Below are 21,967 nucleotides of genomic sequence, written 5' to 3' on the forward strand. Positions count from 1 at the left end.
GATTTCGTTAAGGTTGGGGTCCCATTTCTAGGAGACTCCCATGGTGGATCCCATGCGTCCGGCCAGCTCCGCCCTCGTGGCCCTCGTGCTGACGCTCTCGACGACCGTGTCCATGACCGCGATGACGCTGGGCCCCGCCCACGCGATGCGCCAGGGCACGACCGGTGACGACGTCATCTCCGGCACCGCGCGATCCAACCGCATCATGTCGCTGGGGGGACGCGACCGGGTCACCGGCAAGGGCGGCAACGACACGATCTACGCCGGCAAGGGCAACGACCAGGTCACCGGGGACAACGGCGACGACTGGATCACCATGCAGCCCGGCAACGACTGGGTCGCGGGCGGTGCCGGCAACGACCGGATCGACGGCGGGAAGGGCGACGACGAGATGTACGGCGGGGAGGGCAACGACAAGCTCGCCTCCAGCGCCGGGGACGACGTCGTCCACGGCGAGGCGGGGGACGACCTGCTCGGCGGCAACGACGGCGACGACCGGCTCTTCGGCGGCGAGGGCTCCGACAAGCACATCGGAGGTGCCGGCAACGACTACATCGACGGCGGGCCCGGCGACGACGGCGCCATCCAGGGCGGCCCCGGCAACGACGTCCTGATCGACGGCGCGGGCAACGACGTGGCGATCAAGGGCGACGAGGGCGACGACACCGTCTTCCTCGGACCCGGCGCCGACAAGGTCTTCACCGAGCAGGGCAACGACGTCATCTACGTGCTGCCCGACGGCTTCGAGGACAGGATCCACTGCGACGACCCGACCCAGCGCGACAACGGCAACGCCGACCGCGTGATCTTCGTGGGTTGGCGCGACCCCGCCGACGTCATCGACTACCGCGGGTCGTGCGAGATCGTCGAGGTCACGTCCGTCGCCCCCGCAGGGTGGCCGTACGGCCCCGTGACCACGCAGCGCACGCTCACGCCGCGAACAGCAGGTACAGACCTCCCACGGTGAACCCCACCATCGCGACCAGCAGCGGGAGCTGACCGGTCAGCTGGTGCCGCCTCGGCAGCAGCTTGATCGCGCGGTCGTGTGCGGCGACCACGCCGACGACGTGGCCGAGCGCCACCGCGACGACCTTGCTGACGGCGAGGAAGGTGGGGTGCATCGACAGCCAGTAGTTGACCTGCAGGTCGGCGGTGCCGAGGTAGTCGTCCCCGCGGGTGAACGGGTCGCTCAGCTGGATGATCGTCTGCTGGCCGTACTCGACGAAGTAGGTCAGGTAGTGGGCCACGATGTAGCCCACGATGATCGGCACCACCGAGTGCGCGAACAGGTCGGGCAGCGCCCGTCGCGGCGTGCCGCTGGAGACACCGGTGGCCATCGTCGCCGCCGTCAGCACGAGCGCGACGCCGCCCGAGAACGCCACGAGTGCGAGCGTGTCGGGGAGGACCCGGGGCAACGACATCTCCTGCACCACGCCCAGCCACGCGGTCGACTCGCGGAACGAGTCGAAGGCGGTGCTGCCGAAGAGCACGGCGACGACCGCCACCAGTCCAGGGCGGGCCACGAGGGTGTCGAGGTTGGCCAGCGGGCTCCGGAGCACGAGCCGCCCCTGGCGCCGCCCCCAGATCGACAGCTTCGCCACGAGCGAGGAGTAGACCTCGAACGGGTCTGCGCGGGCGAGGAACGTGGTGCCGAACAGCGCGGAGCCGACGAACATCGTGCCGAGGTAGGCCGCGCACCACAGGCGTACGGGCCCGAGGTCGGTGGAGCTGGGGTAGACGAGCTCCAGCCACACGAAGGAGAACAGCCCGGCCGCCGCCGGCCAGTAGCCCAGGCGCGCGGGGTAGGCGTACAGGCCCTCGCCCTCGGGGACACCGGAGACCTTGGCGAACAGCATGCTGATCGTGCGCGCCGGGCTGATCGCCCGGAACACCGGTCCCAGCAGCAGGGACGCGGGCACCAGGCCGACCCAGAGCAGCACGTAGAACGTGCCGAGGAACGGATTGATCAGGGTGTCCTGGCCGAAGACCGCGGCGGCGCCCACGTAGAGGAAGAACGCCATGCCCAGCACGCGCGCGGCCACGGCCAGCGCGGTCGAGGAGACCAACCGGTCCAGCCACTGCGGCGCCGGGCGCCCGCTGGTGGCGGGGTCGTAGCGCGGCTCGCGCCAGGCGACGGCCAGCACGGTGAAGGAGATGACCAGCGCGGCGACCGCGCCGGCGATGGCGAGCTCGGAGGGGATCGGCAGGTCCTTGGCGCCGCCGAGGCCGTGCGCCGAGATCGAGCCCACGCTCAGCGGACCTCGAGCTGGAGGAGGACGAGGTCGGGGTCGTGGCTCTCGACCTCGACGACGCCGGGCCGGTCGATCGTGATCTCGTGCTTGGAGGTGCCCTCGCCATAGGCGATGTCCTGCTCGGGTGTGCTGTGGACGTGGAGCTCGCCGGCCTCGTCCGCGTCGATGGTCAGCACGAGAGTCTGGTCGACCGCGAGCTCGACGCGCTCGCCGTTGGGGGTGAAGCTGTCGCCCTCGCGGGTCACCGTGATCGTCGCGAGCTCGTCCGTGGGCTCCTCCGTGGGCTCCTCAGTGGGCTCCTCGGTGGAGTCGGCCGAGGAGTCGTCGGGAGTGGCCGCGGAGGTGCTCTCCGCCGGTTCGGGGTCGTCACTGCCCCCGCACGCGGCGAGCCCCGCGGAGAGCACGAGGACCACGGAGGCCAAGGGGGCAAGACGCGCGGGACCGCGACCGGACACAGACTTTCTCCTTCAACCGCTCGATGAGTGACGGTGGCCACCGCGTGGTGTGCCACAGGCTCTGTCAGAATCCCATGCGGACCTAGTGCGAGCGACGAAGGGGCAACCAGATGAGCGAGCGGCTGCGGCCGCGGGACCTGGCCATCCTGGCCGCCGAGTCCCCCACGACGCCCATGCACAACGCCACGGTGGAGATCTTCGACCCCGGCACGTCCGGCTTCGACCACGACCGGCTCGTGCAGCTGATCGCCGACCGGATCGCCTTCGTCCCGCGCTACCGCCAGCGCCTCCAGCTCGTCCCGGGGCGGCTGGCCAACCCGGCCTGGGTGGACGACGAGAACTTCGACCTCGGCTACCACGTACGCCGCTCGGCGCTGCCGCGTCCCGGCTCGATGGACCAGCTGCGCGAGCTCGTCGCCCGCATCGCGTCCCGCCCGCTCGACCGCAGCCGTCCGCTGTGGGAGTGCTACTTCGTCGAGGGCCTCGAGCACGGCCACGTCGCCCTGCTCGCCAAGAGCCACCAGATCCTCGTCGACGGCCGCGAGACCGTCGACATCGGCCAGGTGCTGCTCGACACCTCCGCCGACCGGTCCACGCTGGGCCACGACGACGACTGGCGGCCCCGGCGCACGGCCGGCCCGGTCGCGGCCGCGCTGAACGCGGTCACCGACAGCCTCGAGCGCCCGAGCACGGTCTGGATGACCACCCGCGCCAACGCCGAGGCGCTGGGCCGGCGCGCAACCGCCTCGAGCGCCCGGGTCGCCGAGGTCGCCCACGCGCTCTCGGGTCGAGGTCCGGTGCACTCCACGCCCGTGCACCGCAAGCTCTCGCAGCAGCGCCGCTTCGTCACCGTGCACACCGAGTTGGCCGACTACCGCGCGATCCGCGAGGTCCACGGCGGCACCGTCAACGACGTCATCCTCGCCACGCTCGCCGGCGGCCTTCGGGGCTGGCTGATGACGCGGGCGGAGTCGATGGCCGGGCTGAAGGCCATCAAGGCGTTCGTGCCGATGTCGGTCATCGACGACGAGCTCGAGGCGACCTCGCTCGGCAGCCAGGTCACCGGCCACCTGGTCAACCTGCCGATCAGCGAGCCCAGCCCGGTCGTACGCCTGCACCAGGTCAGCTACGACCTCAAGGCGCACCGCGACAACGGTCGCAACGTGTCGGCCCGGCGGCTCGCCGGCATCGCGGGCTTCGCGCCGACCACGTTCCACGCCCTGGGCTCCCGGCTCGCCGCAGCCGAGCTGCGCCACGGCTTCCATCTCTCGATCACCAACGTGCCGGGACCGCAGTTCCCGCTGTACGCCGACGGCGCGCGGATGCTGGAGTCCTACCCGGTCCACCCGCTGCTGCCCGACCACCCGCTCGCCATCGGGGTGACGTCCTACGACGGCGGCGTGTTCTACGGCATCACCGCCGACCGCGACGCCGTGCCCGACGCCGACACCATCGGCCAGTGCGTCCTGGAGTCGCTCGAGGAGCTGAAGGACTCCGCGTCCGACACCCGGCCGCGCGCCCCGCGCGGTCGCAAGGGCGCAGGGACCCGGGCCAGGACCCAGAAGGCAGGCCGCAGGTGACCCGGCGCTACGTCCCGTCCACACTGCCCCGTCTGGCCGACGACTGGGAGGCCGACGGCCCGCGGCTGGTGGACGTCGACGTCGTCGTCGCTGCCGACGACGGCGAGGAGAGCGAGTACGACGCGCTGATGACAGCCGCGGACGCCTCCGCCGCGCTCGTGGCCGGGCTCCCGGACGGCCGGCGGCGCCGGGTCGTCGTGGTCGTCGAGACGGCCGACGTCGCCGTGCCCGCGACGTGGCGCGACGTGGTCGCGGTGCACGTGGACAGCGACGACGACACGGACCCCGACGAGGACCTCGCGTGGTGGGCGACGCAGGAGGTCGCCGACCTCCTCGCCTCCCCCTGACCGCTGCTTTGAGGCCCGCGGCCGTCTCTGACACGATCAGTCGCATGGACGCGATCACCTTTCCTCCGGCTCCCACCAACGAGCCGAACCTGACCTACGCCCCCGGCAGCCCGGAGCGGGAGACCCTCGTCGCCGAGCTGGCCCGGCTGGAGAAGAAGCAGCAGTCGTTCCGGGCCGTGATCGGCGGCAAGCGACGCAACGGCGGTGGCGCGGAGATCAAGGTCGTCCAGCCCCACGACCACGCGCACGTGCTCGGCACGCTGAAGAACTCGACGACCAAGGACGCCGAGGCCGCGGTCAAGGCCGCCAACGACGCCGCGCCTGCGTGGCGGGCGATGCCGTTCGACGAGCGCTGCGCGATCCTCCTCAAGGCCGCCGACCTGCTGGCCGGTCCGTGGCGCCAGACCCTCAACGCCGCGACGATGCTCGGGCAGTCCAAGACGGCGTTCCAGGCCGAGATCGACGCGGCGTGCGAGCTGATCGACTTCTGGCGGTTCAACGTCCACTACGCCAAGCAGATCCTCACCGACCAGCCGATCGCCAACAGCCCCGGCATCTGGAACCGCACCGACCACCGCCCGCTCGAGGGCTTCGTCTACGCGATCACGCCGTTCAACTTCACCGCGATCGCCGGCAACCTGCCCACCGCGCCCGCGCTGATGGGCAACACCGTGATCTGGAAGCCGTCCCCGACCCAGCAGCTGGCAGCGTCGCTGACGATGGAGCTGCTCGAGGAGGCCGGGATGCCGCCCGGCGTCATCAACATGCTGCCCGGCGACGGACTCGACGTCTCGAAGGTCGCCCTGGCGCACCGCGACCTCGCCGGCATCCACTTCACCGGGTCGACCCCGACCTTCCAGCGCCTGTGGCGCACGGTCGGGGAGAACATCTCCGGCTACCGCTCCTACCCGCGCATCGTGGGCGAGACCGGCGGCAAGGACTTCATCGTCGCCCACCCGAGCGCCGACCCCGACGTGCTGCGCGTGGCGATGATCCGCGGTGCCTTCGAGTTCCAGGGCCAGAAGTGCTCGGCCGCCTCCCGGGCCTACGTCCCGCGCTCGGTGTGGAACAAGATCAAGGACCAGCTGATCGCCGACACCGAGGCACTCGCCATGGGCGACGTGACCGACCTGACCAACTTCATGGGCGCCGTCATCGACGACCGCGCGTTCGCCAAGCACAAGGCCGCGATCGCCCGGGCCAAGCGCCAGAAGCACCTCACGGTCCTCGCCGGCGGGCAGGTCGACGACTCGGTCGGCTATTTCGTCCGTCCCACCATCGTGGAGTCGACCGACCCGACCGACCAGATGTTCTCCGACGAGTACTTCGGCCCGATCCTCGCGGTCCACGTCTACGACGACGACCGCTTCGAGAGGGTCGTCGAGCAGATGGAGTCGTTCGCCCCGTACGCCCTGACCGGCGCGATCATCGCCCAGGACCGTGCTGCCATCGCGTGGGCCCGCAAGGCCCTGCGCTTCGCGGCCGGCAACTTCTACATCAACGACAAGCCCACCGGCGCCGTCGTCGGCCAGCAGCCCTTCGGCGGTGGCCGCGCGTCGGGCACCAACGACAAGGCGGGCGCCGCGGTCAACCTGCTGCGCTGGACGTCGCCGCGCTCGATCAAGGAGACGTTCGTCCCGCCCACGGACCACCGCTACCCGCACCAGGGCTGACGGACCGCCCCGGCAGCACGTGGGGGAGGATGTGGGGTGTGAGCGCCCCCGTCCTCCCCCTCGTCACGTCGTGGCACCTGGGCGCGCTGCACCCCTTCGAGCAGGCGCTGACCCTGCTGCTCGCCTTCGGGCCGTTCGTCGTGCTCGGGCTCGTGGTGCGGCGGCGCAGGCGCGAGGACGATCGTGAGGCCCGCGAGGACGAGCGCGTCCCTCAGGGCGACTGAGCGACACGCTGGGCCTCGAGCCCGTCGAGCAGCAGGTCCAGGGTGAACTCGAACTCCGCCCGGCTGTCGCACCACCCGAGGACGTCGCCGTCGGCGGCGTGGAGCTCCGCCGCGACCATGGCCGTGACGTGGGGGAGTGCGTGCGCCATCGCTGCGAGCTCGTCGGCCGAGGCGTCCTCGTCCCCCTCGGCGCCCGGCGCGAACAGCTCCTGCACGAAGCCGAGCACCATGCTGCCCAGCGCGTGCAGCGCGCGGTGCCCCAGGTGGTAGGAGAACCCGGCCTCGATCATCGCCGCCAGCACTGCCTCGAAGTGGGCGAACACCGACGGCGGGACGGACGTCCGGGTCAGCAGCACCGCCGGACCCCACGGGTGTCGCTCCATCACCTCGCGTGCCGCCAGGCACCGCCGTCGTACGCCGTCGCGCCACTCCTCTCCGGCGGGGAGGTCCGAGGTGGCCTCCGCGACCTCGGCCATCAGACGCTCCACGAGCCCGTCGAGCAGCGCCTCCTTGCCGCGCAGGTGGTGGTAGAGCGACATCGCCTCGACCCCGAGGTCGTCGGCGAGTGCCCGCATCGTGAGGCCGTCGAGGCCGGAGGCGTCGGCCCGGGCGACAGCGGCGAGGAGCACGCGCTCGCGGCTGAGGGTCGGGGGTCTGCCGCGAGCTGCCACGTGGTCTCCGGTCTCGTCGTCGGGGCGGGTCCGACCCGGCCCAGGGTGTTGCGCCCGGCGGGCGTACGTGCTTTTCTTACCACGTAAGAAATTCTTACTGCGTAAGAAAATGGAGCGCCATGTCCACCGCCCACGCCACCGCCCAGCCTTCGAGCCGCCCGAAGGCTCCGTCCGCCCTCGACCACGCCTCGGCGCGTACGACGGGCGCGTTCTACCTGGCGCTCGCCGTGGCCGGCGGCCTCGGCTTCCTCGTCGTACGCCCGATGCTGGCCGACGCGGACCCGCTGACGACCCTCACCCAGCTGCGTGAGCGGGAGATACTGGCGCGGACCCTGATCGGGCTCGAGATGGCCCTCGTGGCCTTCCAGGTCCTTGCCGCCCTGTGGTTCTTCCGGCTGTTCCGCGCAGTGGACGCCTTCGCGGCGGGCGCGATCGCCGTCCTCGGCGTGCTCAACGCAGTGGCGATCATGGGCAGCGCGGCCGCGACCGCGACGTCGCTCGAGGCAGCACTCGGCACCGCCGGCGGGGACGCCGGGTCGCCGCAGCTGCTGCTCGCGCTCAGCGAGCACTTCTGGGGCGTGGGCAACCTGTTCTTCGGCCTGTGGCTGGTGCCGATGGGCGTGTGCGTCCTGCGCTCGGGGACGATGCCGCGCCTGCTGGGGCGGTTGCTCGTGGTCGGCGGCGCGGGCTACGTGCTCAGCGGCTTCGTCACCTACCTGTGGCCCGACGCCTCCGTCGTGCCGGAGCTCCTCGTCGTGCCCGCAACCGTCGGCGAGGTGTGGATCCTCGGCTACCTGCTCGTCCGGGGCGCCGGACGCGTCAGCGGCTGAGCCACTCCACGCCGACGCGGTGCTCGATGTCGAGCGCCTCGGAGAACAGCCCGGCGATGAGGCCCTCGATCTTCCCGCCGACGAGCGGGATGCGGACAGTGAGGTCGAGGTCGACGACCTCGGTGGTCGTCCCCCCGGACTCCACGAGCCGCATCGTGCCGACCGCCTCGCCGGGCTTGCCGGGGATGGCGAGCTCGACGTCGCAGGAGGTGGGGGAGGTCCACGTCTCGCGCTGCACGATGGTGATCTCGTCGCCGACGAACTTCCTGGCGAAGGACGGCAGGTCGTCGCCGGAGCGCACCTGCTCGATGGTCACCAGGTCGCCGTCGATGCTGGCGGAGCCCCGCAGCACCTTCTGACGCTCGAGCACCTCCTCGCGGAACGCGACGTCGTCGAGCATGGCGGCCACGGCCTCTGCCGGGGCGTCGTACGTCATCTGCTTCGCGAGCTTCGTGCTCATGGTGACCACCGCATCCTGTGTCGTCGTCGTGCATCGGCGAGGACCCGGACGGCGGTCCGGACCAGGGGCCCATCATCGCCCAGGACCGGGCCTGGCGCGCCAGCAGGACCCCGTGTCGCGGTGGTCACACATGGGTCTAGGGTCGGAGCGTGGCGACGCCTGACGACACCAAGGACCGACAGCTCGACGCAGCGACGGAGGCCCGTCCCGAGTGGGGAGACCTGCTGCGCGCCTACTACCGGCACGTGGCACCGGAGGACATGGCCGAGCGGTCCCCGGAGGACCTGCTCGGCGCCGTGGCATCGCATCGCGAGCTCGCGTCGTCGCGCCCGCAGGGCACGGCCGTCGTACGGGTCGTGACGCCCACGATCGCCGACGCCGGCTGGTCGGCATCGGGACGCTCCGTGGTCGAGGTCGTCACCGACGACATGCCCTTCCTCGTCGACTCGGTGACCATGGAGCTCAACCGCCTCGGCCACACTGTGCACGCCGTGATCCACCCGCAGTTCCACGTCGAGCGCGACATCACCGGCGAGCTCCAGCACGTCCACGCCCAGGAGCCGCAGGCCGGCTCCCGCGACGGTGCCGAGTCGTGGATGCACGTCGAGGTCGACCGCACCGACGACGACGAGGACGCCGAGATCACCGAGGGCCTGCAGCGGGTGCTGCGGGACGTGCGCGAGTCCGTCGAGGACTGGCAGAAGATGCACGCCCAGGCGCTCGCGGTGGTCGCCGAGCTCGACCAGGACCCGCCGCCGCTGCCGGCCGAGGAGCTGCGGCAGGGCCGCGACTTCCTCACCTGGCTCGCCGACGACCACTTCACGTTCCTCGGCTACCGCGAGTACCTGCTCGAGGCGGAGGTGGGCGCCCCGGAGGAGTGCGGGCTGCGTGCGGTCCCCGGCTCCGGCCTCGGCATCCTGCGCCACGACCAGGACCTGTCGGCCTCGTTCGCCAAGCTGCCGCCGCTCGTCAAGACCAAGGCCCGTGAGAAGAAGCTCCTCGTGCTGGCCAAGGCCAACTCGCGCGCCACGGTGCACCGCCCGGCCTACCTCGACTACGTCGGGGTGAAGACATTCGGGCCCGACGGCGAGGTCGTCGGCGAGCGCCGGTTCCTCGGCCTGTTCTCCAGCGCCGCCTACACCGAGTCCGTGACCCGCATCCCGGTGCTGCGGGAGAAGGTCACCGAGGTGATGCGCCACGCCGGGTTCGACCCGCGCAGCCACGCCGGCAAGGCCCTCATGGACACGCTGGAGAACTATCCCCGCGACGAGCTGTTCCACACCTCGCCCGACGAGCTCGCCCCGGTCGCGCAGGACGTGATGAGCGCCCGCGAGCGGCGCCAGCTTCGCGCGTTCGTGCGCCGCGACACCTACGGCCGCTACGTCTCGGTCCTCGTCTACCTGCCCCGCGATCGCTACAGCACCGCCGTGCGCGAGCGGTTCTCCGACATCCTGCGCGACCGGCTCGGTGGCGAGCACGTCGAGTTCACCGCCCGGGTCAACGAGTCCACGACCGCCAGCGTGCACTTCGTGGTGCACCCGCCCAAGGGCGAGCAGGTCCCCGACATCGACGTCCCCGACCTCGAGCGCCGCCTGATGGAGGCGTCCCGCTCCTGGCGCGACGACTTCATGGCCGCGGTCGTCAGCGAGTACGGCGTGGACCGCGGCTCGCAGCTGGCGCGCGCGTGGGCCGACGCCTTCCCGGAGGCCTACAAGGAGGACTTCGACCCCTCGCGCGGATCGGCCGACCTCGGCCGGATCGAGGCGATCGAGGGCGACGAGGGCATCGACCTCGCTCTCTTCGACCAGGACGAGCAGACCTACCGCCGGGGCGAGTCGCGGCTCAAGGTGTTCCGGGTCGGGGAGCCGCTGTCGTTGAGCGCGGTGCTCCCGATGCTCACGTCGATGGGTGTCGAGGTCGTCGACGAGCGCCCCTACGAGCTCGCCGGCCTGGGCCGGCCGACCTACATCTACGAGTTCGGCCTGCGGCACGGCCGGGCGCTGTCGTCCCGGGAGCGGACCCTGTTCGCCGAGGCGCTGCGGGCGGTGTGGGACGGCTACAACGAGATCGACGGCTTCAACCAGCTCGTGCTCGCCGCGGGCCTCACCTGGCGGCAGGCGACGGTGCTGCGGGCGTACGCCAAGTACGCCCGCCAGGGCGGCTCGCCGTTCGCGCTCGACTACATCGAGGAGGCGCTGCGCAGCAACGTCGACATCACCCGGCTGCTCGTCGAGCTGTTCGAGTCGCGCTTCGACCCCGGTCGCGGCGACCGCACGCTCGAGCACGATGCGGAGGCCCGCGTGGCCAAGGTCGAGGCCATCGAGGAGCGGCTCGCACGCGCCCTCGACGAGGTGGTCAGCCTCGACCACGACCGCATCCTGCGCTCCTACCGCACGCTGGTCCGGGCGACGCTGCGCACCAACTTCTTCCAGAAACGCACCTCTGACGACGAGCTGCACCCCGCGGAGCCGTATCACAACTACATCTCCTTCAAGCTCGAGCCGTCGGCGATCCCCGACCTGCCCGAGCCGCGCCCGCGCTTCGAGATCTTCGTCTACAGCCCGCGCGTCGAGGGCTCGCACCTCCGCTTCGGCGCCGTCGCGCGTGGCGGCCTGCGCTGGTCGGACCGGCGCGACGACTTCCGCACCGAGGTGCTCGGCCTGGTCAAGGCACAGATGGTCAAGAACACCGTCATCGTGCCGGTCGGCGCGAAGGGCGCCTTCTTCTGCAAGCAGCTGCCCGACCCCTCCGACCGTGACGCGTGGCTGGCCGAGGGCGTGGCCTGCTACAAGACCTTCATCTCCGGCCTGCTCGACATCACCGACAACCTCGTCGGCGGCGAGAACGTGCCTCCGCGCGACGTCGTGCGCCACGACGGCGACGACTCCTACCTCGTGGTGGCGGCCGACAAGGGCACGGCGACCTTCAGCGACATCGCCAACGGCGTGGCGAAGGACTACGGCTTCTGGCTCGGCGACGCCTTCGCCTCCGGCGGCTCGGTGGGCTACGACCACAAGGCGATGGGCATCACCGCCAAGGGCGCCTGGGTCTCGGTGCAGCGGCACTTCCGCGAGATGGGCGTCGACTGCCAGACCGAGGACTTCACCGCGGTCGGCATCGGAGACATGTCCGGCGACGTCTTCGGCAACGGCATGCTCTGCTCGGAGCACACCCGGCTGGTGGCGGCCTTCGACCACCGCGACATCTTCATCGACCCCGACCCCGACGCGGCCTCCTCGTACGCCGAGCGGCGCCGGCTCTTCGACCTGCCGAGGTCGAGCTGGAAGGACTACGACTCCTCGCTGATCTCCGAGGGCGGCGGCGTCTGGTCGCGTGCGGCCAAGTCGATCCCGGTGTCGGCGCAGGCCCGCGAGGCGCTCGGGCTGCCCGCCGACGTCACCGCGATGACGCCTGCCGAGCTGATGAAGGCGATCCTGCTCGCCCCGGTCGACCTGCTCTGGAACGGTGGCATCGGCACCTACGTGAAGTCGTCGGAGGAGACCAACGCCGACGCCGGTGACAAGGCCAACGACGCGATCCGGGTCAACGGCCAGGACCTGCGCGCCCGGTGCATCGGCGAGGGCGGCAACCTCGGCTTCACCCAGCTCGGTCGCGTGGAGTACGCCCGCCTCGGCGTCAACGGCGACGGCGGCCGGATGAACACCGACTTCATCGACAACTCCGCCGGCGTCGACACCTCGGACCACGAGGTCAACATCAAGATCCTCCTCGACCGGGTCGTCCGCTCTGGGGAGATGGACGAGGGCGCCCGCAACGAGCTGCTCGCCGAGATGACCGACGAGGTGGGCCAGCTGGTGCTGCGCGACAACTACGAACAGAACCTCGCGCTCGCCAACGCCGAGGCGCACGCCCCGTCACTGCTTCACGTCCACGAGGACTGGATGCGCGCGCTCGAGCGCCGCGGGGTGCTCAACCGCGAGCTCGAGGGCCTGCCGTCGACACGCCAGGTCAAGCGCCGCCTCGAGCGCAAGCAGGCCCTGTCGGCGCCCGAGCTGTCGGTGCTGATGGCGTGGACCAAGATCGTCCTCGCCGACGAGCTCATCGACTCCGACCTGCCCGACGACCCCTACCTGCGCGATGACCTGCTGGCCTACTTCCCCAGCCGCATGAAGCCCGACCTCGAGGCGGCCATCGAGGACCACCCGCTGCGCCGCGAGATCATCGTGACCCAGGTCGTCAACGACCTCGTCAACGGCGCCGGCATGACGTTCTGGCCGCGGCTGCAGGGTGAGACCGGGGCCAGCCCCGCCGAGCTGACCCGAGCCAACTTCGTCGCCCGCGAGATCTTCGGGTCGCTGCCGATGCGCCAGGAGATCGCGGCGCTGGACAACCAGGTGCCCGCCGAGCGCCAGACGCGGATGCGGATCGAGATGCGTACGCTCGTCGAGCGCGCGTCGCGGTGGCTGGTCACCAACCGCCGCCCTCCGCTCGACTCCCGCGCGACGGTCGACTTCTTCCGCGGTCCCGTGCAGGCCGTGATGGCCGAGCTGCCGAGCATCATGAGCGGCCGGGAGCTCGAGGACTTCAAGGCCCGCGAGAAGCGCCTGACCGACCAGGGGGTTCCCGACGACCTCGCCTCGCGGGTCGCCGTGCTGGCGTCGGCCTACGCGCTGCTCGGCATCGTCGAGACCGCCGACCGGCTCGGGCTCGACCCGGTCGAGGTGGCACGCGTCCACTTCGCGCTGGGGGAGCGGCTCGGGCTGCCGGCGCTGGTCGAGCGGATCTTCGCGCTGCCGCGCGACGACCGCTGGCAGACGATGGCCCGGGCAGCGGTGCGCGACGACCTCTACGCCGTGCACCAGCAGCTGACCGCCCAGGTGCTGGAGTCCACCAGCGCGGACGACACGGCGCCCGCCCGGGTGGCCGAGTGGGAGAACGCCGACGAGGAGCTCATCGGCCGCGCGGCCGCGACGCTGGAGGAGATCTGCCGCGAGGACACCGCGGAGCTGGCGCGCCTCTCGGTCGGCCTGCGTGTCGTCCGCGGCCTGCTGTCCTGACCTGCGCAGGTCAGAACAGCAGGACCGCGGCGACCACGCCGGCCGCGACGACGGCCCAGCGGAACACCGCGTCAGGGAGCTTGCGACCGATCCGCGCGCCGACGTAGCCGCCGACCAGCGAGCCTGCGGCGAGCAGTGCGGCGACCTCCCAGCGCGGGTCGGCGACGACCACGAAGACGAGGCCGGCGACGATGTTGCCGACCATCAGGGACAGCGTCTTGAGGCCGTTGACGACGCGCAGCTCGAGGTCGGTCCCGATGCCGAGGACGGCGACCATCATGACCCCGGCGCCGGCCCCGAAGTAGCCGCCGTACACGCCCGTGAGGGTGGCGAAGAGCGTGGTCGCGGGCGACATGTGCCGCCGCTCGGCGAGCTGCTCGCCGTGCATCTGCTCGTGGCGGGCGCGCAGCCAGCGCGCGATGCGCGGCTGGACGCCGACGAGCAGGCAGGTGAACAGGATGAGGAACGGGACGATCGCCTCGAAGACGCCCGGCGGCAGGCCGAGCAGCAGCGCTGCGCCGATGAGCCCGCCCAGCGCGCAGACCGCGACGATCACCAGCGCGATCCGGCCCGCCTCCCGCACCTCCCGGCGGTAGCCGACCACGCCGCCGAGGCCGCCGGGGATCAGGCCGAGCGTGTTCGACACGTTGGCCACGACGGGCGGCAGGCCCAGTGCGACCAGCACGGGGAAGCTGAGCAGCGAGGCCACGCCGACGGTCGAGGACAGCACGCCGGCGCCGAGCCCGGTGGCCAGCACCAGGACGGCCTCCGGCCCGCTCACACCACCTCGTCGGGGAGCATGGTGGAGGTGTGCATGGCCAAGGTTCTCATTCGCCCAGGCGTCGGTGTCAGGTGGTCCGACCCGCCGATCTCGACAATGAAATTGACGCCTTCGGGTGAACCTCTGCCATGGCCCGTACGCCCGCCTCCACGCAGGGTGTTCGCATGAGCAACGGACCTCTCTCCGACCTCCTCGTCGTCGACCTGACCCGTGCCCTCGCCGGGCCGCACGCCACCCAGATGCTGGGCGACCTCGGTGCCCGCGTGATCAAGGTGGAGGCGCCCGGCAGCGGCGACGACACCCGTGGCTGGGGCCCGCCGTTCGTCGGTGAGCCCGACGAGCGGCAGTCGACCTACTTCCTCTGCACCAACCGCAACAAGGAGTCGATCGCCCTCGACCTCAAGGACGCGTCGGACAAGGACGTGCTGGTCGGCCTCGTCGAGCGCGCCGACGTGCTGGTGGAGAACTTCCGCACCGGCGTCCTCGAGCGCCTCGGCCTCGGGATCGAGGAGCTGATGCGCCGCAACCCGCGCCTCGTCGTCCTCTCGATCACCGGCTTCGGCCACGACGGCCCCGAGGGTGGTCGCGCCGGCTACGACCAGATCGCGCAGGGCGAGGCGGGCCTGATGTCCCTCACCGGCTCCGGCCCCGACGACCCGCAGCGCGTCGGCGTACCGATCGCGGACCTGCTGTCCGGGATGTACGGCGCCTACGGCGTGCTCGCCGCGCTGCACGAGCGCGAGCGGACTGGCAGGGGCACCGTCGTGCGTACGTCGTTGCTGGCGTCGGTCGTCGGCGTGCACGCCTTCCAGGGCACCCGGTGGACCGTGGCCGGCGAGGTCGGCCGCGCCCAGGGCAACCACCACCCCTCGATCGCGCCCTACGGGCTGTTCCACTGCCGCGACGGCGCCGTGCAGATCGCGCTCGGCAGCGAGGGGCTGTGGAAGAAGTTCTGCGCGGGCTTCGGTCTCGACCCCGACGCCGAGGGCCTGGCCACCAACGGCGAGCGCGTCGGTCGGCGCGAGCAGGTGATCGAGGTCGTCGAGCAGGCCTTCGCCGACTGGGATGCCGAGCCGCTGCTGGCCCGCCTCGCCGAGATCGGGATCCCGGCCGGCAAGGTCCGGACCCTCGACGAGGTCTACGAGTGGGACCAGGTCGCCAGCCAGGGCCTGCTCGTCGACGTGGAGCACCCGACGCTGGGCGGCATCACGCTTCCCGGCCCGCCGCTGCGGTTCTTCGACGCCGAGGGCGCGGAGGTCACCCGGCGCGACCACGTCGCGCCGCCGCTGCTCGACCAGCACGCCGACGAGATCCGGGCCTGGATCGGGGGCGGGGGCGCGTGAGGCAGGGGACGGCTGCGCGGCGCTGGACCGCCCACGAGCTGCTCGACCTGGTCCTCGACGAGGGCACCTTCACCTCGTGGGACGAGCCCGTCGACCTGTCCTGGGCCGACGCGGGCTACCGCGCCGAGCTCGCGGCTGCCGCAGCGAAGGCGGGCACCGACGAGTCCGTGCTGACCGGCCGCGGCGAGGTCCGCGGCCGGCCCGTGGCGGTCGTGGTCAACGAGTTCCAGTTCCTCGCCGGCTCGATCGGTCGTGCCGCCGCCGACCGCATCACCGCCGCCGTGCGCCGCGCCACCGAGGAGGGCCTGCCCCTGCTCGCCAGCACCGCGTCGGGCGGCACGCGGATGCAGGAGGGCACGCCCGCCTTCGTGCGGATGGTCGACATCTCCCGCGCGCTCATGGACCACCGCGCCGCCGGGCTGCCCTACCTCGTGCACCTGCGCCACCCCACCACCGGCGGCGTGTACGCCTCCTGGGGCTCGCTCGGCCACGTCACCGTCGCCGAGCCGGGCGCCCTCGTCGGGTTCCTCGGGCCGAAGGTCTACGAGGGGCTCAACGGCCGGCCCTTCCGGCCCGGAGTCCAGGTCGCGGAGAACCTCGCTGCAGCCGGCGTCATCGACGGCGTCGTCGCCGCGGAGGACCTGCCGGAGATGGTCGACCAGGCCCTCGCCGTGCTGGTGGACGCGCCCGGTCCGGGCCGCCTGTCCGTCCGCGCGAAGCGCCTGCTCGGCGACCACGCCGCCTGGGACAGCGTCGAGCGCACCCGGCGTACGGATCGCGCCGGGGTGCGCGACCTGCTCGCCCACGGCGCCTCCGGCACGCTCCAGCTGCGCGGCACCGAGAAGGGCGAGCGCGACTCCACCGTCCTGGTCGCCCTGACCCGCCTCGACGACCAGCCGTGCGTGGTCATCGGCCAGGACCGGTCCCGGCAGGTGCCCGGCCATGCGATGGGCCCCGGCGCCCTGCGCGAGGCCCGCCGCGGGATGAAGATCGCCCAGGAGCTCGGGCTGCCGCTCGTCAGCGTCATCGACACCCCCGGCGCGGAGCTCTCGCCCGACGCCGAGGAGCGCGCGCTCGCCGGCGAGATCGCCCGCTGCATCGCGGCGCTCACCACGATGACGGTGCCGACGATCTCGGTGATCCTCGGCCAGGGCTGCGGGGGAGGGGCGCTGGCGTTCCTGCCCGCTCGGACCGTGATCGCCACCGAGCACGCCTGGCTCTCACCGCTCCCGCCCGAGGGGGCCAGCCTCATCGTGCACGGCGACGTCGCCCACGCTGCCGAGATGGCCTCGCGCCAGCGCGTGCGCGCGGTCGACCTGCTCGCCGACGGCGTGGTGCAGCACGTCGTGCCGGAGGTGGACGGCGAGTCGCCCCGCGACCTGGCCGTCGCGGTCGCCGCGGAGATCGGTGCCCGGCTGCGCGAGCTGACGGGGCGTACGCCAGTGGCCCACGCCTCCTGAGGATCCGGGGCAGCGGTGCCCCAGCCACATTCCGGGGGCCCGGAATGTGGGTCTGGCACCGCTCTGGGGCGTGTTGCGGGAGGGCGCGCCGAAAGCGGTGCGGCAGCCACATTCCGTACGCGTGGAAGGTGGCTCAGGCACCGCCGGGCGCCCGGGGCTCAGCTGGCCTTCTTCGCCTGCTTCTTCGCCTGCTTCTTCTCCGCGGTCTTCTTGGCAGCGGTCTTCTTGGCAGCGGTCTTCTTGGCCGGGGCCTTCTTGGCGGCGGTCTTCTTCGCGGGCTCGACCTCGCCGGCGTCCTCGCCGCGGGCTGTCTTCGCCGCGGCGACGGACTTCTGGAGCGCGGCGAGCAGGTCGACGACCTCGCCGGAGGTCTTGGTGGAGGTCTCGGTGCGCTTGATCTCGCCGCCCTCGATCTTGGACTTCACCAGGGCCTCGACGGCACCGGCGTAGTCGTCCTCGAACTCGGTCGCGTCGAAGTCGCCCGCGAGGGTCTCGACGAGCATGTGGGCCATCTTGACCTCTTGCGGCTTGGCGTCGTCGACCTCGACCTTGAAGTCGGGGGTGCGGACCTCGTCGGGCCACATCATCGTCTGGAGCACGATGACCTCACCGGCCTCGGTCTCGCGCACGCGCAGCACCGCGATGGTGGTGCGCTGGCGCAGCGCGACGGTCACCACCGCCATCCGGTCGGCGTCCTTGAGGGCCTGGCGGAGCAGGGCGTACGGCTTGGCACCCGCGCCCTCGGGCTCGAGGTAGTAGGACTTCTCGAAGAGCAGCGGGTCGATCTGCTCGCGCGGCACGAACTTCTCCACCGCGATCTCGCGCGACGACGTCGACGGCAGCTCGGCCATGTCGTCGTCGGTGAGGATGACCATCTCGCCGTCCTCGGTCTCGTAGCCCTTTGCGATGTCGGCGTAGGCCACCTCCTCGCCGTCGAGGGAGCAGACCCGCTGGTACTTGATCCGCCCGCCGTCCTTGGCGTGCACCTGCCGGAAGGACACGTCGTGGCTCTCGGTGGCCGCGTAGAGCTTCACCGGGACACTGACCAGGCCGAAGGAGACGGCACCCTTCCAGATCGCGCGCATGCTCCGACGATAGCCGTCACGTCGGACACGCGTCTCCTGCAAAGGGATGACCTGGCCACGGGTGGTGGATGCCAGACTGCTCGCGTGCGTCCGATGCTCGCTAGCAAGACCGACCGCGTGCCCACCGGCGCGCAGTGGCTGCACGAGGTGAAGTGGGACGGCGTCCGCGTCCTGGTCGATGTGCGCGACGGCGTCGTACGCATGACGAGCCGCAACGACAACGACGTGACGCCCGCCTGGCCCGAGCTCAGCGACCCGCCGCTGGGGACGCGCGACCTGCTCGTCGACGGCGAGGTCATCGCGCTCAACGACCACGGGGTCCCCGACTTCCGCGTCCTCCAGCACCGCATGCACGTGCGCAACGCGCGCGAGGTCGCGCGCCTGGTGAAGTCGGTCCCCGCGACGCTGATGGTCTTCGACCTGCTCCGCCTCGACGGCGAGGACCTCACCGGCCGCCCGCTCGAGGAGCGTCGCGCGCTGCTGGAGGAGCTCCCGCTCGGCGACTCGACGTGGCAGGTGCCGGCGGCCTACGACGACGGCGACATGCTCTTCGCCGCCACCCTCCAACAGGGCCTCGAAGGGGTGGTCAGCAAGCGGCGCACGTCGCGCTACCGGTTCGACCAGCGCAGCGAGGACTGGCGCAAGCTCGCCCACCGCCACCGCGGGTCGTTCGTGGTCGGTGGCTGGCGCCCCCAGATCGGTACGCCCGACCGGCTGGCCGCGCTGCTCGTCGGCGAGATGACGCCCGACGGCCTGCTCTACCGCGGGCGGGTCGGGAGCGGCATCGCCGGCGCCACGAGCAGCCGGCTCGCCGCCCTGCTCACACCGCTGGCGACCGACGCGTCACCCTTCGCCGACGAGGTGCCGCGCGTCGACGCAGCCGGCACGTTCTGGGTCGAGCCCCGCGTCGTCGTCGACGTCGACACCCACGGCCTCGGCTACGAGCGGCTGCGCCAACCGTCCTTCCAGGGCGTGCGCGACGACCTCTCCCCGGAAGACCTGACATGACTCCCACCAACGAGGTGCACGTCGACGTCGAGGGCCGCACGCTCTCCATCAGCAACCTCGACAAGGTCCTCTACCCGCGCACCGGCACCACCAAGGGCGAGGTGCTCAACTACTACGCCCAGGTCTCGCCGGTGCTCCTGCCGCACCTCGCGGACCGTGCGGTGACCCGGATCCGCTGGCCGCACGGGGTGGAGCGGTCGAGCTTCTTCGAGAAGAACGTGCCCGCCGGCACGCCGTCCTGGGTGCGTACGGCCGAGGTCTCCACCACCGGCTCGCGCACCGGCAAGGGCGACGGCACGCTGCGCTTCCCGATCTGCGACGACCTGGCCACCCTCACCTGGCTCGCCAACCTCGCCGCGCTCGAGCTGCACGTGCACCAGTGGACCGTCGATGCCGAGGGCGTGCCGCGCAACCCGAACCGCATCGTGATCGACCTCGACCCGGGCGAGCCGGCGGGCCTGCACGAGTGCGCCCGGGTGGCGCTGCTCGTGCGCGACGCGCTCGCCGAGCGCGACCTCACGTGCTCGCCGGTGACGAGCGGCAGCAAGGGGATGCACCTGTACGCCCCGGTGCCCGACACCGGGCGGAGGAGCCTCGACAGCGAGGGCACCACCGCGTTGGCGAAGGAGGTGGCAGAGGCGCTCCAGAAGGCGCACCCCGACCTGGTCACCGCGATCATGACGAAGGCCAAGCGGCCGGGGAAGGTGTTCCTCGACTGGTCGCAGAACTCCGGCTCCAAGACGACGATCTCGCCCTACTCGCTGCGTGGCCGCGAGCGCCCGACCGTCGCTGCCCCGCTGACGTGGGACGAGGTGGAGGCGGGCGCCGAGGACGAGCTGGCGCTCGAGCAGCTCACCATGGACCAGGTGCTCGAACGGGTGGCCGAGCTGGGCGACGTCTTCGAGGCCTGACGGAAGGCCCCGGACGCCGAGGAGCTCTCGTGTCCGAGACGGTTGAATCCTTTACCGGCTGTGACCGTCACGAGGGACTGGTGTGGGTGTGGTGACCAGATGCTCTACCCATGTCCCGCATCCTGCTGATCCCGATCGCGGTGATCCTCGCTGCCGGTGGCGTCCTCGTCGGCCCCGGTGAGGACACCCCCGCCTCGCCTGCCCAGACGAGCATCACGCCCGCGGGCGACACGGGCATTCGCCTCACCAACCGCTGACCCTCCCTCTATGCTCGACGCCATGGTGCACGACGTGCTGGTGGTTGAGGACGAGGAAGACATCGCCGTACCCCTCATGCGCACCTTGGAGCGGGAGGGCTACGAGGTCACCCGGGTCTCGGGTGGAGCGGAAGCGGTGTCGTTCGTCGTCGACGAGGGACCGGCGGTGGTGATCCTCGACCTCGGCCTGCCCGACATGGACGGCATCGACGCCTGTCGCCAGATGCGGTCCGGCGGCTACCTGGGCGGGATCATCATGGTCACCGCCCGCGCCGGTGAGCTCGACCGCGTGGTCGGCCTCGACGTCGGCGCCGACGACTACCTCGCCAAGCCGTTCGGCCTCGCCGAGCTGCTGGCGCGGGTGCGCGCCCTGCTGCGCCGCAGCGGCAACGCCCCCGCGCCCGACGACACCACCGTCACCACGTCCTCGGGCCTCAGGATCGACGCCGGCTCGCGCCGCGTCCACCTCGGCGAGCGCGAGATCGCGCTGACCGCCAAGGAGTTCGACGTCCTCGCCGTCCTCGCGTCCAACCACGACAAGGTCGTGCCGCGCGAGACCCTGATGAACCAGGTCTGGGACCAGAACTGGTACGGCTCGACCAAGACCCTCGACGTCACGATCGGCCGCCTGCGCAGCAAGCTCGAGGCCGCGGAGGCCGGCGAGAAGGTCGTGGCCATCCGCGGCGTCGGCTTCCGGCTCGAGACCGGCAGCTAGGCAGCGCCGGGCGGCTGCGGATTAGAGGCCGCCAAGCCGCCGGTGCAGCGTGTGCACCGTGGCGCCGATGGCCGCGGTGATCCCGGCCAGGAGCTGTGGCGTGCGCTCCTCCAGCGGGAAGGTCACCGCCACCGCGGCGACGGGATAGCCGTTGCCGTCCAGCACCGGCATGGCGCGCGAGGCCAGACCCGGCGTCACCTCTCCGTCCTCGCTCGCCCAGCCCGCGTGCCGGACCTCGACCAGCACTCGGCGCAGCGCGGACAGCGATGCAGGGGCCTGGTCGTCACCCGCGCCGAAGGCGTCCTTGTCCGGGTACAGCGCGCGGACCTGCTGCTGCGGCAGGGCTGCGAGCATCGCCCGCCCGGACGCAGTTGCGTGCGCGGGCAGCCGGACGCCGACGTCAGTGATGAGAAGGGGGCGGCCTGGTGCGCGCTCCTCGATGACATAGACGACGTCGCGACCCAGGAGGACGGACAGGTGCGCGCTGTTCCCGCAGCGGTCGGCCAGGTCCGCCATCGGCCGGCGCGCCAGACGCTGGAGAGGCTCCTGCCGAACGTATCCGCTGGCGAGCTCGTAGGCGGTCAGGCCCAGGCCGTACGTCCGTTGATCCGGGTAGCGGACGACGAACCCCGACGCGATCAGCGTGTCCAGCAGGTGGTAGGTCGTCGAGCGGGGGAGCGCGAGGGATCGGGAGATCGTGGCTGCGGGAACGGGGCTGGCCTGGTTGGCCAGGTACCGGAGGATCCCCAGGGCCTGCTCCGCGGCGGGCACGACTGCCATGGGCCGAGCGTAGTGGGCCCGGGCGTGGCGTCTGGGATCCCGGACACCATCTCGCTGCCGCCACCTGTCGTCGCGAACGAGGTGGCATGGAATGGAGCCACGGCGCCACCTGGCTCG

General features: G+C 71.7%; 20 protein-coding genes. 13 read left to right on the plus strand and 7 right to left on the minus strand.

What is annotated here, in order from left to right; all coding sequences use genetic code 11:
• Window positions 1–40 precede the first annotated feature (40 nt).
• Window positions 41–967, plus strand: a complete 927-nt coding sequence (locus tag EXE59_RS09590) for a calcium-binding protein (RefSeq protein ID WP_135838701.1) — start codon at window positions 41–43, stop codon at window positions 965–967.
• Here the strand turns inward: EXE59_RS09590 and EXE59_RS09595 are convergent.
• Together EXE59_RS09595 and EXE59_RS09600 are read right to left on the minus strand one after the other, a co-directional pair.
• A complete protein-coding gene (locus EXE59_RS09595) occupies window positions 930–2,249 on the minus strand; it encodes a hypothetical protein (protein WP_342777202.1) in 1,320 nt (439 codons plus the stop codon). The genes EXE59_RS09590 and EXE59_RS09595 overlap by 38 nt on opposite strands.
• 2 nt (window positions 2,250–2,251) lie before the next feature.
• On the minus strand, window positions 2,252–2,674 hold the full coding sequence (locus EXE59_RS09600; protein WP_135838703.1) for a hypothetical protein: 423 nt from the start codon (window positions 2,672–2,674) through the stop codon (window positions 2,252–2,254).
• A gap of 143 nt (window positions 2,675–2,817) precedes the next feature.
• Between EXE59_RS09600 and EXE59_RS09605 the strand changes: the two genes are divergently transcribed.
• From EXE59_RS09605 to EXE59_RS09620, 4 genes are read left to right on the plus strand one after another with little or no spacing between them, the layout of a single operon-like run.
• Window positions 2,818–4,287 (plus strand): wax ester/triacylglycerol synthase family O-acyltransferase, encoded by a 1,470-nt coding sequence (locus EXE59_RS09605; RefSeq protein ID WP_135838704.1) that lies wholly within the window; start codon window positions 2,818–2,820, stop codon window positions 4,285–4,287.
• Window positions 4,284–4,634, plus strand: a complete 351-nt coding sequence (locus EXE59_RS09610) for a DUF6912 family protein (protein WP_135838705.1) — start codon at window positions 4,284–4,286, stop codon at window positions 4,632–4,634. The genes EXE59_RS09605 and EXE59_RS09610 overlap by 4 nt, the downstream gene beginning before the upstream one ends.
• Before the next feature lie 44 nt (window positions 4,635–4,678).
• Window positions 4,679–6,307, plus strand: a complete 1,629-nt coding sequence (gene pruA / locus EXE59_RS09615) for an L-glutamate gamma-semialdehyde dehydrogenase (protein WP_135838706.1) — start codon at window positions 4,679–4,681, stop codon at window positions 6,305–6,307.
• Window positions 6,308–6,345: 38 nt separating this feature from the next.
• Window positions 6,346–6,531 (plus strand): hypothetical protein, encoded by a 186-nt coding sequence (locus EXE59_RS09620; protein WP_135838707.1) that lies wholly within the window; start codon window positions 6,346–6,348, stop codon window positions 6,529–6,531.
• Here EXE59_RS09620 and EXE59_RS09625 read toward each other — a convergent pair.
• The gene (locus EXE59_RS09625) at window positions 6,519–7,160 is read right to left on the minus strand and encodes a TetR/AcrR family transcriptional regulator C-terminal domain-containing protein (RefSeq protein ID WP_210428945.1); all 642 of its coding nucleotides are present in this window, start codon (window positions 7,158–7,160) and stop codon (window positions 6,519–6,521) included. The two genes, EXE59_RS09620 and EXE59_RS09625, sit on opposite strands and share 13 nt — an antisense overlap.
• 161 nt (window positions 7,161–7,321) lie before the next feature.
• On the opposite strand from EXE59_RS09625, the gene EXE59_RS09630 reads away from it, so the two are divergent.
• A complete protein-coding gene (locus EXE59_RS09630; protein ID WP_135838708.1) occupies window positions 7,322–8,032 on the plus strand; it encodes a DUF4386 domain-containing protein in 711 nt (236 codons plus the stop codon).
• Here EXE59_RS09630 and EXE59_RS09635 read toward each other — a convergent pair.
• Entirely contained in the window at window positions 8,022–8,492 is a 471-nt protein-coding gene (locus tag EXE59_RS09635) for a DUF2505 domain-containing protein (RefSeq protein ID WP_135838709.1), read from the minus strand. The two genes, EXE59_RS09630 and EXE59_RS09635, sit on opposite strands and share 11 nt — an antisense overlap.
• A gap of 149 nt (window positions 8,493–8,641) precedes the next feature.
• On the opposite strand from EXE59_RS09635, the gene EXE59_RS09640 reads away from it, so the two are divergent.
• A complete protein-coding gene (locus EXE59_RS09640) occupies window positions 8,642–13,510 on the plus strand; it encodes an NAD-glutamate dehydrogenase (protein WP_246056675.1) in 4,869 nt (1,622 codons plus the stop codon).
• A gap of 10 nt (window positions 13,511–13,520) precedes the next feature.
• Here EXE59_RS09640 and EXE59_RS09645 read toward each other — a convergent pair whose 3' ends face one another.
• Complete coding sequence (locus EXE59_RS09645; RefSeq protein ID WP_135838710.1) at window positions 13,521–14,291, minus strand: sulfite exporter TauE/SafE family protein; 771 nt, start codon at window positions 14,289–14,291, stop codon at window positions 13,521–13,523.
• 164 nt (window positions 14,292–14,455) lie between these two features.
• Here EXE59_RS09645 and EXE59_RS09650 point away from each other — a divergent pair, with 164 nt between their 5' ends.
• Together EXE59_RS09650 and EXE59_RS09655 are read left to right on the plus strand one after the other, a co-directional pair.
• On the plus strand, window positions 14,456–15,634 hold the full coding sequence (locus EXE59_RS09650; RefSeq protein ID WP_135838711.1) for a CaiB/BaiF CoA transferase family protein: 1,179 nt from the start codon (window positions 14,456–14,458) through the stop codon (window positions 15,632–15,634).
• Window positions 15,631–17,094: a carboxyl transferase domain-containing protein gene (locus tag EXE59_RS09655; RefSeq protein WP_135838712.1), complete on the plus strand. Its 1,464-nt coding sequence runs from the start codon at window positions 15,631–15,633 to the stop codon at window positions 17,092–17,094. Before EXE59_RS09650 ends, EXE59_RS09655 begins: the two co-directional genes overlap by 4 nt.
• A gap of 158 nt (window positions 17,095–17,252) precedes the next feature.
• On the opposite strand, the gene ku is transcribed toward EXE59_RS09655, so the two are convergent.
• Complete coding sequence (gene ku, locus EXE59_RS09660; RefSeq protein ID WP_135838713.1) at window positions 17,253–18,179, minus strand: non-homologous end joining protein Ku; 927 nt, start codon at window positions 18,177–18,179, stop codon at window positions 17,253–17,255.
• A gap of 93 nt (window positions 18,180–18,272) precedes the next feature.
• Between ku and ligD (EXE59_RS09665) the strand changes: the two genes are divergently transcribed.
• The 4 genes from ligD (EXE59_RS09665) to EXE59_RS09675 all read left to right on the plus strand — a co-directional run bounded on the left by ligD (EXE59_RS09665) (window position 18,273) and on the right by EXE59_RS09675 (window position 21,070).
• Window positions 18,273–19,187, plus strand: coding sequence for a non-homologous end-joining DNA ligase (gene ligD, locus EXE59_RS09665; RefSeq protein ID WP_135841224.1), 915 nt, complete (start codon window positions 18,273–18,275; stop codon window positions 19,185–19,187).
• Window positions 19,184–20,098 (plus strand): non-homologous end-joining DNA ligase, encoded by a 915-nt coding sequence (gene ligD / locus EXE59_RS09670; protein ID WP_135838714.1) that lies wholly within the window; start codon window positions 19,184–19,186, stop codon window positions 20,096–20,098. Before ligD (EXE59_RS09665) ends, ligD (EXE59_RS09670) begins: the two co-directional genes overlap by 4 nt.
• 110 nt (window positions 20,099–20,208) lie before the next feature.
• The gene (locus EXE59_RS23735; protein WP_168218470.1) at window positions 20,209–20,355 is read left to right on the plus strand and encodes a hypothetical protein; all 147 of its coding nucleotides are present in this window, start codon (window positions 20,209–20,211) and stop codon (window positions 20,353–20,355) included.
• A gap of 10 nt (window positions 20,356–20,365) precedes the next feature.
• On the plus strand, window positions 20,366–21,070 hold the full coding sequence (locus tag EXE59_RS09675; RefSeq protein WP_246056677.1) for a response regulator transcription factor: 705 nt from the start codon (window positions 20,366–20,368) through the stop codon (window positions 21,068–21,070).
• A 21-nt stretch (window positions 21,071–21,091) separates the two neighbouring features.
• On the opposite strand, the gene EXE59_RS09680 is transcribed toward EXE59_RS09675, so the two are convergent.
• Window positions 21,092–21,850 carry an IclR family transcriptional regulator gene (locus EXE59_RS09680; RefSeq protein ID WP_135838715.1) on the minus strand — a complete coding sequence of 253 codons (759 nt, stop codon included), beginning with the start codon at window positions 21,848–21,850 and terminating at the stop codon, window positions 21,092–21,094.
• Window positions 21,851–21,967 lie beyond the last annotated feature (117 nt).

The organism is Nocardioides eburneiflavus, assembly GCF_004785795.1.
Taxonomy (GTDB): Bacteria; Actinomycetota; Actinomycetes; order Propionibacteriales; family Nocardioidaceae; genus Nocardioides; species Nocardioides eburneiflavus.

Excerpts from the sequence above, each read along its gene's own strand:
- EXE59_RS23735 (WP_168218470.1), top strand. The coding sequence starts at position 20,209 with ATGTCCCGCATCCTGCTGATCCCGATCGCGGTGATCCTCGCTGCCGGT.
- EXE59_RS09605 (WP_135838704.1), top strand. The coding sequence starts at position 2,818 with ATGAGCGAGCGGCTGCGGCCGCGGGACCTGGCCATCCTGGCCGCCGAG.
- EXE59_RS09650 (WP_135838711.1), top strand. The coding sequence starts at position 14,456 with ATGAGCAACGGACCTCTCTCCGACCTCCTCGTCGTCGACCTGACCCGT.
- ligD (WP_135838714.1), top strand. The coding sequence starts at position 19,184 with ATGACTCCCACCAACGAGGTGCACGTCGACGTCGAGGGCCGCACGCTC.
- EXE59_RS09590 (WP_135838701.1), top strand. The coding sequence starts at position 41 with ATGGTGGATCCCATGCGTCCGGCCAGCTCCGCCCTCGTGGCCCTCGTG.
- EXE59_RS09630 (WP_135838708.1), top strand. The coding sequence starts at position 7,322 with ATGTCCACCGCCCACGCCACCGCCCAGCCTTCGAGCCGCCCGAAGGCT.
- EXE59_RS09675 (WP_246056677.1), top strand. The coding sequence starts at position 20,366 with ATGCTCGACGCCATGGTGCACGACGTGCTGGTGGTTGAGGACGAGGAA.
- ligD (WP_135841224.1), top strand. The coding sequence starts at position 18,273 with ATGCTCGCTAGCAAGACCGACCGCGTGCCCACCGGCGCGCAGTGGCTG.
- ku (WP_135838713.1), bottom strand. The coding sequence starts at position 18,179 with ATGCGCGCGATCTGGAAGGGTGCCGTCTCCTTCGGCCTGGTCAGTGTC.
- pruA (WP_135838706.1), top strand. The coding sequence starts at position 4,679 with ATGGACGCGATCACCTTTCCTCCGGCTCCCACCAACGAGCCGAACCTG.
- EXE59_RS09680 (WP_135838715.1), bottom strand. The coding sequence starts at position 21,850 with ATGGCAGTCGTGCCCGCCGCGGAGCAGGCCCTGGGGATCCTCCGGTAC.
- EXE59_RS09635 (WP_135838709.1), bottom strand. The coding sequence starts at position 8,492 with ATGAGCACGAAGCTCGCGAAGCAGATGACGTACGACGCCCCGGCAGAG.